General features: G+C 63.9%; 15 protein-coding genes. 9 read left to right on the top strand and 6 right to left on the bottom strand.

All coding sequences use genetic code 11. The features are described from left to right. Positions 1-10: 10 nt before the first annotated feature. The gene (locus tag ABIB38_RS07915) at positions 11-517 is read left to right on the top strand and encodes a hypothetical protein (protein ID WP_429203218.1); all 507 of its coding nucleotides are present in this window, start codon (positions 11-13) and stop codon (positions 515-517) included. Positions 518-581: 64 nt separating this feature from the next. Here ABIB38_RS07915 and ABIB38_RS07910 read toward each other — a convergent pair whose 3' ends face one another. The 4 genes from ABIB38_RS07910 to ABIB38_RS07895 are packed head-to-tail and all read right to left on the bottom strand — an operon-like array spanning position 582 to position 2,977. After that, positions 582-1,148, bottom strand: a complete 567-nt coding sequence (locus ABIB38_RS07910; RefSeq protein WP_429203217.1) for an RDD family protein — start codon at positions 1,146-1,148, stop codon at positions 582-584. Continuing rightward, positions 1,135-1,995 (bottom strand): DUF3106 domain-containing protein, encoded by an 861-nt coding sequence (locus tag ABIB38_RS07905; RefSeq protein ID WP_429203216.1) that lies wholly within the window; start codon positions 1,993-1,995, stop codon positions 1,135-1,137. Before ABIB38_RS07905 ends, ABIB38_RS07910 begins: the two co-directional genes overlap by 14 nt. After that, positions 1,992-2,408, bottom strand: coding sequence for a DUF3619 family protein (locus ABIB38_RS07900; RefSeq protein WP_429203215.1), 417 nt, complete (start codon positions 2,406-2,408; stop codon positions 1,992-1,994). The genes ABIB38_RS07905 and ABIB38_RS07900 overlap by 4 nt, the downstream gene beginning before the upstream one ends. Next, on the bottom strand, positions 2,405-2,977 hold the full coding sequence (locus tag ABIB38_RS07895) for an RNA polymerase sigma factor (protein WP_429203214.1): 573 nt from the start codon (positions 2,975-2,977) through the stop codon (positions 2,405-2,407). Before ABIB38_RS07895 ends, ABIB38_RS07900 begins: the two co-directional genes overlap by 4 nt. Positions 2,978-3,632: 655 nt before the next feature. On the opposite strand from ABIB38_RS07895, the gene ABIB38_RS07890 reads away from it, so the two are divergent. The 6 genes from ABIB38_RS07890 to ABIB38_RS07865 all read left to right on the top strand — a co-directional run bounded on the left by ABIB38_RS07890 (position 3,633) and on the right by ABIB38_RS07865 (position 9,998). Beyond that, positions 3,633-5,360, top strand: a complete 1,728-nt coding sequence (locus ABIB38_RS07890; RefSeq protein ID WP_429203213.1) for an acetolactate synthase 3 catalytic subunit — start codon at positions 3,633-3,635, stop codon at positions 5,358-5,360. Beyond that, positions 5,360-5,851 carry an acetolactate synthase small subunit gene (gene ilvN, locus ABIB38_RS07885; RefSeq protein WP_005666354.1) on the top strand — a complete coding sequence of 164 codons (492 nt, stop codon included), beginning with the start codon at positions 5,360-5,362 and terminating at the stop codon, positions 5,849-5,851. Before ABIB38_RS07890 ends, ilvN begins: the two co-directional genes overlap by 1 nt. A gap of 100 nt (positions 5,852-5,951) precedes the next feature. Beyond that, positions 5,952-6,968, top strand: coding sequence for a ketol-acid reductoisomerase (gene ilvC / locus ABIB38_RS07880; RefSeq protein ID WP_429203212.1), 1,017 nt, complete (start codon positions 5,952-5,954; stop codon positions 6,966-6,968). A 323-nt stretch (positions 6,969-7,291) separates the two neighbouring features. Further along, positions 7,292-8,062: an SIMPL domain-containing protein gene (locus ABIB38_RS07875; RefSeq protein ID WP_429203211.1), complete on the top strand. Its 771-nt coding sequence runs from the start codon at positions 7,292-7,294 to the stop codon at positions 8,060-8,062. A gap of 152 nt (positions 8,063-8,214) precedes the next feature. After that, the gene (gene pssA / locus ABIB38_RS07870; RefSeq protein WP_429203210.1) at positions 8,215-9,081 is read left to right on the top strand and encodes a CDP-diacylglycerol--serine O-phosphatidyltransferase; all 867 of its coding nucleotides are present in this window, start codon (positions 8,215-8,217) and stop codon (positions 9,079-9,081) included. Continuing rightward, a complete protein-coding gene (locus ABIB38_RS07865) occupies positions 9,081-9,998 on the top strand; it encodes an alpha/beta hydrolase (RefSeq protein WP_429203209.1) in 918 nt (305 codons plus the stop codon). The genes pssA and ABIB38_RS07865 overlap by 1 nt, the downstream gene beginning before the upstream one ends. A 3-nt stretch (positions 9,999-10,001) precedes the next feature. On the opposite strand, the gene ABIB38_RS07860 is transcribed toward ABIB38_RS07865, so the two are convergent. Both ABIB38_RS07860 and ABIB38_RS07855 read right to left on the bottom strand, forming a co-directional pair. Continuing rightward, entirely contained in the window at positions 10,002-10,487 is a 486-nt protein-coding gene (locus ABIB38_RS07860) for a hypothetical protein (protein WP_429203381.1), read from the bottom strand. Between the two features lie 91 nt (positions 10,488-10,578). Continuing rightward, complete coding sequence (locus ABIB38_RS07855; protein ID WP_429203208.1) at positions 10,579-11,073, bottom strand: hypothetical protein; 495 nt, start codon at positions 11,071-11,073, stop codon at positions 10,579-10,581. Positions 11,074-11,260: 187 nt separating this feature from the next. Here ABIB38_RS07855 and rpsO point away from each other — a divergent pair, with 187 nt between their 5' ends. Together rpsO and pnp are read left to right on the top strand one after the other, a co-directional pair. Beyond that, the gene (rpsO, locus tag ABIB38_RS07850; protein WP_429203207.1) at positions 11,261-11,530 is read left to right on the top strand and encodes a 30S ribosomal protein S15; all 270 of its coding nucleotides are present in this window, start codon (positions 11,261-11,263) and stop codon (positions 11,528-11,530) included. Positions 11,531-11,706: 176 nt separating this feature from the next. After that, complete coding sequence (gene pnp / locus ABIB38_RS07845) at positions 11,707-13,809, top strand: polyribonucleotide nucleotidyltransferase (protein WP_429203206.1); 2,103 nt, start codon at positions 11,707-11,709, stop codon at positions 13,807-13,809. Positions 13,810-14,013 lie beyond the last annotated feature (204 nt).

Here is a 14,013-nt window from a genome sequence, read left to right as displayed (position 1 = left end):
CTTTACCGCCATGCCAAGTTCGTTCCGCCTGGTCTCGGCCAGCGTCCTGTTCTTCCTGTTGCTGGGGCCCGTGATCCCGGTGATCGAATTTACCCTGGCCACCCTGTTCACCAAGGGCCGCATCGAGGTCATGCCGTCGTTCTACCTGGCGGCGCTGCTGTTCGGCGCCCTGATCGCGGGCGCGCTTGGCCTGGCGCATGGCATGCTGGTGGCGCTGGCCGTCAAGCTGGAACCGCTGCGCCGGCGCCTGCACACCACGCCGCGCCGCGTGCTGCTGGGCTCGGGCGCGGCGCTGCTGTGCGCTCTGGCGATGTCCGCGCTCACGCTCTACATCGCGCGCCATTCCTACGGCGACCTGCTGGGCGGCATGGATCCGAACAACCCCGATCCATGGAAGATCATCCGCGCCTATATGGTGATCGAGCTGTTCATCCTGCCGGCGCTGGCCTGCGGCATCCTGTTCCAGCTGCTGCCCTGGTCGGGCAAGCTGATGCAGCGCGCCGTCGAGCGGGCCTGACGGTCGCGGTGCCGCTGCTGCTGCGCCGCTGCGGCCGAGCGCCGCGCAGCCAGCTCGCGCTATCCTAGCGCTTCGTCTTGGTCTTCGCCTTCGGCATCTGGGCCAGGCGGGTGCCGGCCAGGCGGTCGTGCAGGAACTGGCGGTCCTTGTCGAGGAAGGCGGTGAGCGCCCACAGCACGATGCCGACCGCCAGCGCGATGGCGATCTCGCCCTTGGCGTGCAGCCCGAACGTGGCGCACACCAGTAGCGCCGGCGCGAACCAGCCCCAGGCCGCAAGATAGCGCACGATGGCCGTGCGCCATGGCAAGCGTGGGTGTCCGGCCCGGAACACCTTGATGCGCCAGGTCTTCATGGCCAGCGTGTGGCCGCTGTCGCGCCAGCACCAGGTGAAGTACAGGCCCGTCACCAGGAACAGCCAGAGCTTGAGCCCATGCTGGAACAGCGCTTCCTGGCGGTTGCCGGTGAGGAGAATGTAGACCAGCACCGCCAGCATCTCGACGGCGAACAGCAAAAAGAATTCATAGATCATCACCGTCACGCGGCGCTTGACGGTCGGCGTCGGGAAGGACTGCGCGCGCGCCGGATCGGCCGCGCCCGCGCCCGGATCGGCGGTCGGCTCAGTTGCCTGCATTGGCGGCCTGCGCGGGTGCCTGCTGGCCGCCCGGAGTGGCGATCGCGCCGGCGTCGGCGCCAGGGGCGCTGGCCGCCGGACCCGGCGTCACGGGGGAGGCAGGGGTGGAAGCGGGGGCGGAAGCAGGGGGGGAGGCAGGGCCGGGGCCGGCGCTGCCGGGCGGCGCCGGCTGCACGCTGGCGGTCGCGGACGGCACCACGGTATCCGTGCCGATCAGGATGCATTCGGCGCCGCGGCGGGTGGTGTTCGGCGGGCAGGGCGTCGGGGTGACCAGCATCGGCGCTTCGGGCAGCGCCACCGGGATGCTCTTGTGGCGCGCCGCCGCCGGGCTGTTCGCCAGCTTGCGTTTCTGGTCTGGCGACAGCTGCTTGTAGTTTTCCCAGTTGGCCACCTTGTCGCCCTGGGCCAGGCGGCTGGCCCTGCTGTAGTTCTCGCGCGCCAGTTCGCGCTGCGCGGGGGTGAGCTTCATCCACTGGCGCATGCGTTCGTGCACGCGCTGCTGTTCGGACGCGGACATCGACGCGAAGCGGGCCGACATCTGGATCCACTTGCGCTTGCGCGGTCCTTCCATCTGGTTCCATTCGGGTTCCAGCGGCGCCAGCGCCACTTGCTGGGCGCTGCTCAGATCGCTCCACAGGGGCTTGTCGAAGGCTTTGGGCAAGACACGTTTGCCGTCGACCGCATCGGCCACCGAGGGCAGGACGGATGGGGCGTCGAAACGGTCGACGATGACCCAGGCGATGACACCCGCCACCAGGACCCCGGCCACCGTTTTCAGGACGGGGAACCGTGATTTCGCGGCGCCCGGCTTCGATGCGCGAGGCTGTGAAGCGTCGTTCTTCGTCATTGCCGGCGCTGCTGCGACTCCAGATAGGCGCTGAAGCCCGGGTCGAGGTACGCGTTGAGCGGCAGTTCATCGGACAACACGGCCGCGTCGATGTCGGCCAGCTCGGCGATCTGCTGCTGCCGTTCGTGCTGGTAGACGCCGCCCATGCCGATCACCAGCGCCAGGATCGGCACGGCCACCGCCAGGCGCGACATGGCCTGGCCCGTCACCACATTGCCGAAACCGGCCAGCATCTGGCGCCAGCCGGAAGGGGCGGGCTTGAAATACTCGACCGGCGCGTCCGCCTTCTTGCGCGCGAGCGCGGCAGCCCGCGCCGCAGCCAGCCGGTCCGTGGTCGATGCCGGCAAGGTGTCGAGCTGTTCGTTCAGTGCATGGCGAATTTTGTACGCCAGGTTGATGTCGTCGGTATTCATAATGTGATTCCCTTGGCCTTGAGCGCTGCGGCGAGGGCGTGGGTGGCGCGGGAACAATGCGTCTTGACGCTGCCTTCGGAGCATCCCATTGCTTCGGCCGTTTCGGCCACGTCCATATCCTGCCAGTAACGCATGAGGAAGGCTTCCCGTTGACGCGTTGGGAGCTTTTGTACTTCTTCTTCGATCAAACGCAAGGTTTGCTCACGCTCAAGCTGGTCCGCACTCGACTCCGCGGCGGCCGATCCTGCTTCGGCCTCGTACGAGGCAAGTATATCAAAGTCGTCATCGTCATCTCCCTCGCGGCGGCTGAAGCCCGAAAACAGGCTGACCCAGGTGTTGCGCACTTTTTCGCGGCGGAAGTAATCGAGGATGGTGGTCTGCAGGATGCGCTGGAACAGCATCGGCAATTCGGCGGCCGGCTTGTCGCCATACTTTTCGGCCAGCTTGATCATGGCGTCCTGGACGATGTCGAGCGCCGACTCGTCCTTGCGCACCGCATACACCGCCTGCTTGAATGCACGCCGTTCGACATTCGCAAGGAAGTCGTTGAGTTCTTTATCTGTGGCCATGCGGGTTCAAGGAAGCGCTCGTCTTGCTCGTGCTTTAGGGAAAACTTTCGCATCCTAGCAAAAAACGCCCTGGCCTGCACCGACATCGCACAGCGGGAAGAAGCGGCAATGTCATTTGCATCATGTTCAACATTTGCATGACGTTGTGGACCGGGGCGCTGGAACGCGTCACCGCGCGGTGCCGGTGCCTGCAGCGCTGAATGCGCGGGCGGGATACCCGGCCGTGTTACGCAAAATCCACGCACAATTTGCCTTTCCGGCCAAATTAGTCGCACCATTTTCGTCCACGAGGCGATTTTTATCTTTCCTCCTTGACCAAAATGGTGCGGCGCGGTAAGGTGTGCCTCACGCTTTGCATCCCCAAGGCATGACGTCATCCGGAATCGGCACACAAGGCCCAGTCCGGTTATGACACGCTTTCATTTGTAGGCAGTTTGCTCCGACCCGCGCCACAAGCGCGAGAGATGCGTAAGACCGCTACAGACACTCACGCTCAACGAGTTGCGCCCAGCGCCGGTGCGTAAGGACCCTACGGTGTCCGAAACATCGACGTGCACGCAGAAAGTAGTCAAGCTTGAGGGTTGTCGCGCAGAGACGCATATCGACAGGAACGGGCATCCGATCAATCTCCCATTGGGTTTTGAAAGGAATGTACATGAGTAACGATTCAGCAGTCCCGATCACGGGCGCTGAGATAGTGGTCCGTTGTCTGGCAGAAGAGGGCGTCAAGCACGTCTTCGGTTACCCGGGCGGCGCGGTCCTCTATATCTACGACGCCATCTTCAACCAGGATAAATTCCAGCACGTCCTCGTTCGCCACGAACAGGCCGCGGTGCACGCCGCCGACGCCTATTCGCGCAGCTCGAACACCGTGGGCGTGGCCCTGGTCACTTCCGGCCCCGGCGTCACCAATGCCGTCACCGGGCTGTCCACCGCCTATATGGATTCGATCCCGATGGTCGTGATCTCGGGCCAGGTGCCCAGCCACGCGATCGGCCAGGACGCCTTCCAGGAATGCGACACCGTCGGCATCACGCGTCCGGTGGTCAAGCACAACTTCCTGGTCAAGGACGTGCGCGAGCTGGCCTCGACCATCAAGAAAGCCTTCTTCATCGCCCGCACCGGCCGTCCCGGCCCCGTGCTGGTCGATATCCCGAAGGACATCACGATCAACAAATGCGTGTACGAGTACCCGCGCGAGATCGAGATGCGCTCGTACCGTCCGGTCGACAAGGGCCATGCCGGCCAGATCCGCAAGGCGGTCCAGCTGCTGCAGAACGCCGAGCGCCCGATGATCTATGCCGGCGGCGGCGTGATCCTGGCCAATGCCTCGAACGAGCTGAACCGCATGGTCGAGAAGCTCGGTTTCCCGGTCACCAATACGCTGATGGGCCTGGGCGCTTCGCGCTCGACCGATCCGCACTTCGTCGGCATGCCGGGCATGCACGGCACCTATGAAGCGAACATGGCGATGCAGCACTGCGACGTCCTGATCGCCATCGGCGCCCGCTTCGACGACCGCGTGATCGGCAATCCCAAGCACTTCGCTTCCAGCCCGCGCAAGATCATCCACATCGACATCGACCCGTCGTCGATCTCGAAACGGGTGCGGGTCGACATTCCGATCGTCGGCAACGTCAAGGACGTGCTGGTCGAACTGCTGTCGCAACTCGATGCCGGCAACGTCCAGCCGAACGGCAATGCGCTGCAGGGCTGGTGGAAGCAGATCGCCGAATGGCGCGGCCGCGACTGCCTCAAGTATCCGACGTCCGACGTCGTGATCAAGCCGCAAGCCGTCATCGAGCAGCTGTACAAGGTGACCGATGGCGACGCCTTCATCACCTCCGACGTGGGCCAGCACCAGATGTGGGCCGCGCAATACTATCCGTTCGACAAGCCGCGGCGCTGGATCAATTCCGGCGGCCTGGGCACGATGGGCGTCGGCCTGCCGTTCGCGATGGGCGTGCAGATGGCCAATCCGGATGCGACGGTGGCCTGCGTCACCGGCGAAGGCTCGATCCAGATGTGCATCCAGGAGCTTGCCACCTGCAAGCAATACCACCTGACGCCGAAGATCATCCTGCTCAACAACCGCTTCCTGGGCATGGTGCGCCAGTGGCAGCAGATCGACTACGGTTCGCGCTATTCCGAGTCGTACATGGATTCGCTGCCCGATTTCGAGAAGCTGGCCGAGGCCTATGGCCACGTGGGCATGCGCATCGAAAAACCGGGCGACGTCGAGGGTTCGCTGCGCGAAGCGTTCGCCATGAAGGACCGCCTGGTCTTCATGAACTTCATCACCGACCAGAACGAGAACGTCTGGCCGATGGTCAAGGCGGGCAAGGGCCTGAACGAAATGCTGCTCGGCTCGGAGGACCTGTGATGCGACACATTATCTCTGTCCTCCTGGAGAACGAAGCCGGCGCGCTGTCGCGCGTGGTCGGCCTGTTCTCGGCGCGTGGCTACAACATCGAGACCCTGACCGTGGCCCCGACCGAAGACGCGACGCTGTCGCGCATGACGATCGTCACCTCGGGTTCGGACGACATCATCGAGCAGATCACCAAGCACCTGAACCGCCTGATCGAGGTGGTGAAGGTGGTCGACCTGACCGAGGGCCAGCACATCGAGCGCGAGCTCATGCTGATCAAGGTGCGCGCGGTCGGCAAGGAGCGCGAAGAGATGAAGCGCACCGCCGACATCTTCCGCGGCCGCATCATCGATGTCACCGAAAAGACCTACACGATCGAGCTCACCGGCGCCAAGTCGAAGCTGGACGCCTTCATCGACTCGATCGACCGGGCATCCATCCTCGAGACGGTGCGCACCGGAGGCTCGGGCATCGGGCGCGGCGAACGCATCCTGAAAGTCTGAAGAAACGCGCTGAACGAATCACGGACGTAGCGTCGGCGGCTTTGCCGCCGGCGCGTAACGCCCGCATACCCCACATCATTACGAATACAGGACACCCAAAATGAAAGTTTTCTACGATAAAGACTGCGACCTCTCCCTCATCAAAGGCAAGAACGTCGCCATCATCGGCTACGGCTCGCAAGGCCATGCCCACGCCCAGAATCTGTCTGAATCGGGCGTCAACGTCACCGTCGGCCTGCGCCGCGGCGGCGCGTCGTGGGGCAAGGTCGAGCAGGCCGGCCTGAAGGTCGCCGAAGTCGACGAGGCGGTCAAAGCCGCCGACGTCATCATGATCCTGCTGCCGGACGAAAACATCGCCGAGGTCTACAACAACAACGTCGCACCGAACGCCAAGCAGGGCGCCGTGCTGGCCTTCGCCCACGGTTTCAACGTGCACTACGGCCAGGTCGTGCCGCGCGCCGACCTCGACGTGATCATGATCGCGCCGAAGGCCCCGGGCCACACCGTGCGCGGCACCTACGCGCAAGGTGGCGGCGTGCCGCACCTGATCGCCGTCTACCAGGACAAATCGGGCGCGGCGCGCGACATCGCGCTGTCGTATGCCATGGCCAATGGCGGCGGCCGCGCCGGCATCATCGAGACCAACTTCCGTGAAGAAACCGAGACCGACCTGTTCGGCGAGCAGGCCGTGCTGTGCGGCGGCGCCGTCGAGCTGATCAAGGCGGGCTTCGAAACCCTGACCGAAGCCGGCTACGCGCCCGAAATGGCCTATTTCGAGTGCCTGCACGAGCTCAAGCTGATCGTCGACCTGATCTACGAAGGCGGCATCGCCAACATGAACTACTCGATCTCGAACAACGCGGAATACGGCGAGTACGTGACCGGCCCGCGCATCGTGACCGAAGACACCAAGAACGCCATGCGTCAGTGCCTGAAGGACATCCAGACCGGCGAATACGCCAAGAGCTTCATCCTGGAAAACAAGGCCGGCGCCCCGACCCTGATCTCGCGCCGCCGCCTGACGGCCGAGCACCAGATCGAAGAAGTCGGCGCCAAGCTGCGCGGCATGATGCCGTGGATCGCCAAGAACAAGCTGGTGGATCAGTCGAAGAACTAAGGTTTGTGGAACGGCGGCGCAGCGATTGCGCCACCGCTCCAGCCGACCGTCGCACGTCGTCCCCGCGCAGGCGGGGACCCAAGTTTGCTCGCGCAGCCACATCCATCGAACGATGTGGCCTGCGTGTGACTTGGGTCCCCGCCTGTGCGGGGACGACGTCGTTTGAGGGGGAGGGCGCGGGATTGCCGGACGGCGGCCGTGACGAGTCGACCTCCAAAGCTACTCATTTGCAACTGTCCATTACAAAAGCACGATGGAATCCCGCCGATTGGTATCGTATAAGTGCTGTCAGACATCTGTCGCAACTTATAGGAGAACAATAAATGGCCGTTTCTAAATCCCTCGTCGTCGCCGCCCTGGTCCTGGCTTTCAGCGCCGCCCAGGCGCAAAACCTGCCGGCGCCGGCCACCAGCGGCACCATGGTCGTGGTTCCCGCCTTCGGCGAAGTCAAGCACGCCAACGACCAGGCCACCGTCGTGTTCGCCGTCGAAGAGCACGACAAGGACAAGAACGCCGCCGCCGACCGTGTCAACCGCAAGATGAAAGAGGGCACCGAGATCGTGCGCCGCGCCGATCCGCATGCCGAACTCAAGACCCAGGGCTATTACACCTACCCGGTCTATCCGGAAGTGCCGCCGCAGCCGGTCGGCCGCGCCACGCAGCAGCCGGTCAAGCCGGTGCCGATCGCCTGGCGCGTCGGCCAGTACCTGGAAGTCAAGACCACCAACCTGGCGGCGCTGCCGAAAACCGCCGCCGCCGCCCAGAAGGTTCTGCAGATCAATGGCGTCAATTTCGGCCTGAGCCCTGAACTCGAGAAACGCCTGGACGACCAGCGCATCGCCGCGACCTACCGGAACCTGAACGAGCGCATCGTCTCGATCGCCAGGGCCATGGGCCGCCAGCCGACCGACGCCGTGCTCGATACGGTCGACTTCGAGGGCTCGGGCAATTACGCGGGCGATGCCGCGGCGCCGCGGGCCATGATGATGCGCAGCGCCAAGCGCGAGATGGCCGACGCGATGGCGGAACCGAGCTTCGAACCGGGCGAAACCACGCTGCAGATGCGCGTCGTGGGCAAGGTCAAGTTCAAGTAAGTGCTGCCTGCATAGGGTCCGAAAAACGGCCGTGTTCAAGTAAGCGCCAGGCAATCGCCAGTCGGGTTAGCGTAGGGTTTCGCTAACACGTGTCCCCACCTCTATAATGTGGGGGAACTGTCGCTCGGCGACTACCTTGAATACGATTCCTTATGCCAACCTTTCCACGAAGAAGAACACCAGGGACAACGCCAAAAGGGCCACGATTCTCCCGCCTGAAAAAGCGTTTCGGCCGCCGCGCCGAAGACCGCCAGGTCGGCGAACGCGGGCGCGGCATCTACCTGCTGCCCAACGCCTTCACCACCGCGGCCCTGTTCTGTGGCTTCTACGCCATCGTCATGGCGATGAACCAGCGTTTCGAGCATGCCTGCTGGGCCGTGTTCATCGCCATGATCCTCGACGGCCTGGACGGCCGGATCGCCCGTCTGACCAATACCCAGTCCGAGTTCGGCGCGCAGTACGACAGCCTGGCCGACATGGTCTCGTTCGGCGCCGCGCCGGCGCTGGTGATCTATGAATGGTCGCTGCGCGGGCTGGGCAAGCTGGGCTGGATCGCGGCCTTCATCTATTGCGCCTGCGCGGCGCTGCGCCTGGCGCGCTTCAATACCAATAGCGAGGTGGTGGACAAACGCTTCTTCCAGGGCTTGCCGAGCCCGGCCGCCGCGGCGCTGGTGATCGGCTTCATCATGATGATGACCGACCCCGACATCAGCGTCAGCGCGCGCAAGGTGGATTGGGTGTCGTGGGGCATCGCCGTGTTCGCCGGCCTGACCATGGTGTCGAACGTGCCGTTCTACAGCTTCAAGGACATCAACTTCAAGAAGTCGGTGCCGTTCATCGCGGTGTTCCTGATCGCGCTGGTGCTGGCGCTGCTGGCGATCGATCCGCCCAAGGTGCTGTGGCCGATCTTCGTGCTGTATGGGCTGTCGGGCTATGCCGTGTATGTCTGGCGCAAGGCGAAGGGCAAGCCGGTCAGCATCATTCCGCTCGACGACGAGCCGGACGACGTGCGTCGCTGATGCCGGTGCGTAGCCGTTTGCGGTCGACAAAGACACCCGGCGTCGCCGCGGTGGCGCTGGCCGTCCTGGTCGTGGGCGGCGCCCTGAGCGCCTGTTCGCCGCTCACCCTGGTCAACGCGGTGTCACCGGGTGGAACGGCGCGTTCGGTCGCGACGGCCGCGTTCGGTCCCGACCCGCGCCACGTGCTGTCCATCTACCGGCCCGCGTCGGGCGCACGCAACGCGCCGGTGATCGTCTTCTTCTACGGCGGCAATTGGGTCAGTGGGGAGCGCGATGATTATGCGTTCGTCGGCCGTTCGCTGGCCAAGCGCGGCTTCGTGGTGGTGATTCCCGACTATCGCCTGTATCCGCAGGCAAGCTATCCGGGCTTCCTGCATGATGGCGCGCGCGCCGTCGTCTGGACCGAACGCCGGATCGCGGCCTATGGCGGCGATCCGAAACGCCTGTTCGTCATGGGGCATAGCGCGGGCGCCTACAACGCGGCGATGCTGGCGCTCGATCCACGCTGGCTGCGCGAACAGGGTAGTACCCCCGGCATCCTGCGCGGCTGGATCGGCATGGCGGGCCCGTATAATTTCTTGCCCGTCGAGAATGAGACCACCCGTCCGGTGTTCCACTATCCCGATACGCCGCGCGACTCGCAGCCGGTCGAGCACGTCAGGGTCGCGGCGCCCCCGGCGCTGCTGATCGCCGCTCGCAACGACACGACGGTGAACCCGGAGCGCAATACCGGCGTGCTTGCGACCGGCATGCGCAGCGCCGGCGTTCCCGTGCGCGAGGAATACTACGATAACGTCAACCACGCCACCCTGGTCGCCACGCTCTCGTCCACGCTGCGCCGCCTGGCGCCGAGCCTGGACGCGATCGAGGATTTCGTGCGCAGCGACGGCGGTCGCCGCACCGCTCCGGCAAGGTAACGCTTAGAAACCGAAGCGGTCGCGCGGTTCGTACATCGGGTCGGGCGCATTCATCATCTGGCGCACGATGCCTTGCCGGTCGAAGTGGACGTGCATGAGCGAATTCCAGACGCCGGCTTCCTTGTAGCGATAAGACCAGACTTCATAATCCTTCATGGCGACCTGCGATCGCTCGGCGGGACGGCCGATGGTGCGTAGCACCTGGTCCTTGGTCGCGCCATCAATTTTAATCGTGGCAAATTTCTCGCCCGTAAGCACCTGCTCGTATGAGTGCAGGCGGCCATCCGGGCCGAGGCGCGCCATCCAGGTAAATTGCCCCATCGGGCCGGTGGCATACTCGAGAATGCGAGACGCGCCGTCGGCATACACCGCGGTTGGCGTCCCCAGCTTGGCCTGGACCACATCCTGCGTGTCGCCGGGGTTCGGCGGCGTGCGCATGGCGCAGGCCGTCAGCAGCATGGCGGCAATGGGTAGCGTTAATTTGATCATCGTGTTCATCTCGTCGCGGCGTTCACGGCAAGGCGCTGCACCCGTCCGGTCGGCCGCACTGGGTCTGGCGCCGGGGGCGGGCGCCTTATTGTTACCAGATGCCGCGATCCTGCGGGTTATACATGGGATCCGACGCATTCATCATCTGGCGCACCACGCCTTGCCCGTCGAAGTGGACGTGCATCAATGAGTTCCACACGCCGCCTTCCTTGTAGCGATACGACCATACCTCATAGTCGCGCATGGCGACGCGCGAGACCTCAGCCGGATGGCCGAAGGTGCGCAGCACGTCGTCCTTGGTCGCCTGGTCAATCTTAACGGTGGCAAACTTCTCGCTTGTCAGTACCTGCTCGTACGAGGTCAGGCGGCCATCCGGGCCCAGGTGCGCCATCCAGGTATACTGGCCCATCGGGCCGGTGGCGTATTCGAGGGTGCGCGCCGCGCCGTCGGTGTACACCGCGGTGGGCGTGCCCATCTTGGCCTCTACCACGTCCAGCGGGTCGCCGGGATCCGGCGCCGTGCGCAGCGCGCAACCGGCCACCAGCAGGGCGGTGGCCAGTGTTGTAAGTTTGTTCATCTTGTTCATGGTTGATCACCTGGGTCGAGCGCGCCAGCGGGGTGGCGGCCTGTCCAATCGCGCAAGAAGGATAGCAAACACTGGTTCGAGCCGGCGTTTTGCACTATACTGGCGGGTCTGTCCAATCCGGACAGCTATTTGATAAATCACGGTGCCTGGGGTTCCGACTCTTGCACCGCATGTGAAAGGTAACATCATGTCGGTTGAAAACATCAACAAAGCCGCAATCATCGCGGACAACGCACGTGGCCAGAACGATACCGGTTCGCCGGAAGTCCAGGTCGCACTGCTGACCGCACGCATCAACGAACTGAACGGCCACTTCAAGGCGCACCAGAAGGATCACCACTCGCGTCGTGGCCTGATCATGATGGTCAACCGCCGCAAGAGCCTGCTGTCTTACCTGAAGAACAAGGACCTGAATCGTTATCGCGACCTGATCGCCAAGCTGGGCCTGCGTAAGTAATCGCAAGTTCTTGCTTCAGACGGTTTAGTCAAACATGCCTGCGCCAGTTGTCTGACGCGGGCATGTTTCGTTTTGGCCGTCTTGTTGTTTGTTGCAAGGCCACTTCTCGGTGGCCCGTGGTGAGAGGTGAACGACAGCTCCTGAAAATCTGTCGGTAAAATGAAAGGGATTACCCAATGTTTAATAAAGTTACGAAAACCTTCCAGTACGGTCAACACACGGTCACCCTGGAGACGGGTGAAATCGCGCGCCAGGCCAGCGGCGCCGTCGTGGTGTCGGTCGAAGATACCGTCATCCTTGCCACGGTGGTGGCCAAGAAAGACGCCAAGCCGGGCCAGGATTTCTTCCCGCTGACCGTCGACTACATGGAGAAAACGTACGCTGCGGGTAAGATCCCTGGCGGTTTCTTCAAGCGTGAAGGCCGTCCTTCCGAAAAAGAAACGCTGACCTCGCGCCTGATCGACCGTCCGATCCGCCCGCTGTTCCCGGAAGGCTACCTGAACGAAGTCCAGGTGATCATCCACGTGCTGTCGGTCAATCCTGAAATCGATCCGGACATCCCGGCGATGATCGGCGCCTCGGCCGCCCTGTGCATCGCCGGCATCCCGTTCGCCGGTCCGATCGGCGCCGCGCGCGTCGGCTACGCGAACGGCCAGTACATCCTGAACCCGACCACCACCGAGCTGAAGACCTCGCAGATGGACCTGGTCGTGGCCGGCACCGAATCCGCCGTCCTGATGGTGGAATCGGAAGCCAAGCAACTGTCCGAAGAAGTCATGCTCGGCGCGGTCGTGTTCGGCCACGAGCAGATGAAGGCCGTGATCGACGCGATCCACGACCTGGTCGCCGAAGGCGGCAAGCCGGAAGTCGAATGGGCGCCGGCGCCAAAGAATGAAGCGCTGATCGCCCGCGTTGCCGAACTGGCCGGAGCCAAGGTCCGCGACGCCTACCAGACCCGCGAAAAATCGGCCCGCCAGCAGAAGCTCAAGTCGCTGTCGTCGGAAGTGATGGCCGAGCTGTCGGCACAAGGCATCGCGGCTGACGCTGGCGAAGTCGGCAATATCCTGTTCGACATGGAAGCCAAGGTCGTGCGTTCGCAGATCCTGGACGGCGAGCCACGCATCGACGGCCGCGACACCCGCACCGTGCGTCCGATCGCGATCCGCTCGAGCGTCCTGCCGCGCACCCACGGCTCGGCCCTGTTCACCCGCGGCGAAACCCAGGCACTGGTGGTCGCCACCCTCGGCACCGCGCGCGACAGCCAGAAGATCGACGCGCTGATGGGCGAGTACACCGACGACTTCATGATGCACTACAACATGCCTCCGTTCGCCACCGGCGAAACCGGTCGCGTGGGCACCCCGAAGCGCCGCGAAGTCGGCCACGGCCGTCTGGCCAAGCGCGCGCTGGTCGCCGCACTGCCCAACCCGGAAGACTTCAGCTACTCGGTGCGCCTGGTCTCGGAAATCACCGAGTCGAACGGTTCGTCGTCGATGGCCTCGGTCTGCGGCGGCTGCCTGGCGCTGATGGACGCCGGCGTGCCGATGAAGGCGCACGTGGCCGGCATCGCCATGGGCCTGATCAAGGAAGGCGGCAAGTTCGCGGTCCTGACCGACATCCTGGGTGACGAAGACCACCTGGGCGACATGGACTTCAAGGTGGCCGGCACCCCGGCGGGCATCACCGCGCTGCAGATGGACATCAAGATCCAGGGCATCACCAAGGAGATCATGCAGGTGGCGCTGGCGCAAGCCAAGGAAGCCCGCCACCACATCCTGGGCGAGATGCAGAAGGCCATGCCGTCCGTGAAGACCGAACTGTCGGACTTCGCGCCGCGCCTGATCACCATCCGCATCAACCCGGAAAAGATCCGTGACGTGATCGGCAAGGGCGGCGCCGTCATCCGCGCGCTGACCGAAGAAACCGGCACCCAGATCGACATCACCGACGAAGGCATCGTGACCATCGCCTCGGTCGACGCCGCCGCCGGCCAGGAAGCCAAGCGCCGCATCGAAGAGCTGACCGCATCGGTCGAAGTGGGCAAGACCTACGACGGCACCGTGCTGAAACTCCTGGACTTCGGCGCGATCGTGCAAGTCATGCCGGGCAAGGATGGCCTGCTGCACATCTCGCAGATCGCCAACGAGCGCGTCAACGCCGTCGCCGACTACCTGAAGGAAGGCCAGCAAGTGCGCGTCAAGGTTCTCGAGACCGACGAGCGCGGTCGCCTGAAGCTGTCGATGAAGGCGGCCGATCCGGTCGAAGTCGCGGCGCAGTAAACGCGGCGCAGCAATAGCGCTGCAAGCAAGTGAGCGGTTCGCCGCTCGATGAAAAAACCGCCAGAGCGTGAGCCTGGCGGTTTTTTCCGTTCGGCGCTCCCGGATTTCGCTCGCTGATCGTTTGCGGCAGATTCCTGCAATGTATGTTTTCGCACGGAACGGTTCGATTCGCGGTTTTATGCTGGGTCCGTGGTTTGGATACAT

The organism is Massilia sp. UYP11 (assembly GCF_050434805.1).
Classification (GTDB): domain Bacteria; phylum Pseudomonadota; class Gammaproteobacteria; order Burkholderiales; family Burkholderiaceae_D; genus Telluria.
The sequence above is the reverse complement of the archived record's forward strand: the minus strand, read 5'-3'. Positions and strand labels throughout refer to the sequence as shown.

What these genes read in the sequence shown, in the direction of transcription:
- ABIB38_RS07915 (WP_429203218.1), top strand. Translation starts at nt 11, where the DNA reads ATGCCAAGTTCGTTCCGCCTGGTCTCGGCCAGCGTCCTGTTCTTCCTG.
- ABIB38_RS07910 (WP_429203217.1), bottom strand. Translation starts at nt 1,148, where the DNA reads ATGCAGGCAACTGAGCCGACCGCCGATCCGGGCGCGGGCGCGGCCGAT.
- ABIB38_RS07905 (WP_429203216.1), bottom strand. Translation starts at nt 1,995, where the DNA reads ATGACGAAGAACGACGCTTCACAGCCTCGCGCATCGAAGCCGGGCGCC.
- ABIB38_RS07900 (WP_429203215.1), bottom strand. Translation starts at nt 2,408, where the DNA reads ATGAATACCGACGACATCAACCTGGCGTACAAAATTCGCCATGCACTG.
- ABIB38_RS07895 (WP_429203214.1), bottom strand. Translation starts at nt 2,977, where the DNA reads ATGGCCACAGATAAAGAACTCAACGACTTCCTTGCGAATGTCGAACGG.
- ABIB38_RS07890 (WP_429203213.1), top strand. Translation starts at nt 3,633, where the DNA reads ATGAGTAACGATTCAGCAGTCCCGATCACGGGCGCTGAGATAGTGGTC.
- ilvN (WP_005666354.1), top strand. Translation starts at nt 5,360, where the DNA reads ATGCGACACATTATCTCTGTCCTCCTGGAGAACGAAGCCGGCGCGCTG.
- ilvC (WP_429203212.1), top strand. Translation starts at nt 5,952, where the DNA reads ATGAAAGTTTTCTACGATAAAGACTGCGACCTCTCCCTCATCAAAGGC.
- ABIB38_RS07875 (WP_429203211.1), top strand. Translation starts at nt 7,292, where the DNA reads ATGGCCGTTTCTAAATCCCTCGTCGTCGCCGCCCTGGTCCTGGCTTTC.
- pssA (WP_429203210.1), top strand. Translation starts at nt 8,215, where the DNA reads ATGCCAACCTTTCCACGAAGAAGAACACCAGGGACAACGCCAAAAGGG.
- ABIB38_RS07865 (WP_429203209.1), top strand. Translation starts at nt 9,081, where the DNA reads ATGCCGGTGCGTAGCCGTTTGCGGTCGACAAAGACACCCGGCGTCGCC.
- ABIB38_RS07860 (WP_429203381.1), bottom strand. Translation starts at nt 10,487, where the DNA reads ATGATCAAATTAACGCTACCCATTGCCGCCATGCTGCTGACGGCCTGC.
- ABIB38_RS07855 (WP_429203208.1), bottom strand. Translation starts at nt 11,073, where the DNA reads ATGAACAAGATGAACAAACTTACAACACTGGCCACCGCCCTGCTGGTG.
- rpsO (WP_429203207.1), top strand. Translation starts at nt 11,261, where the DNA reads ATGTCGGTTGAAAACATCAACAAAGCCGCAATCATCGCGGACAACGCA.
- pnp (WP_429203206.1), top strand. Translation starts at nt 11,707, where the DNA reads ATGTTTAATAAAGTTACGAAAACCTTCCAGTACGGTCAACACACGGTC.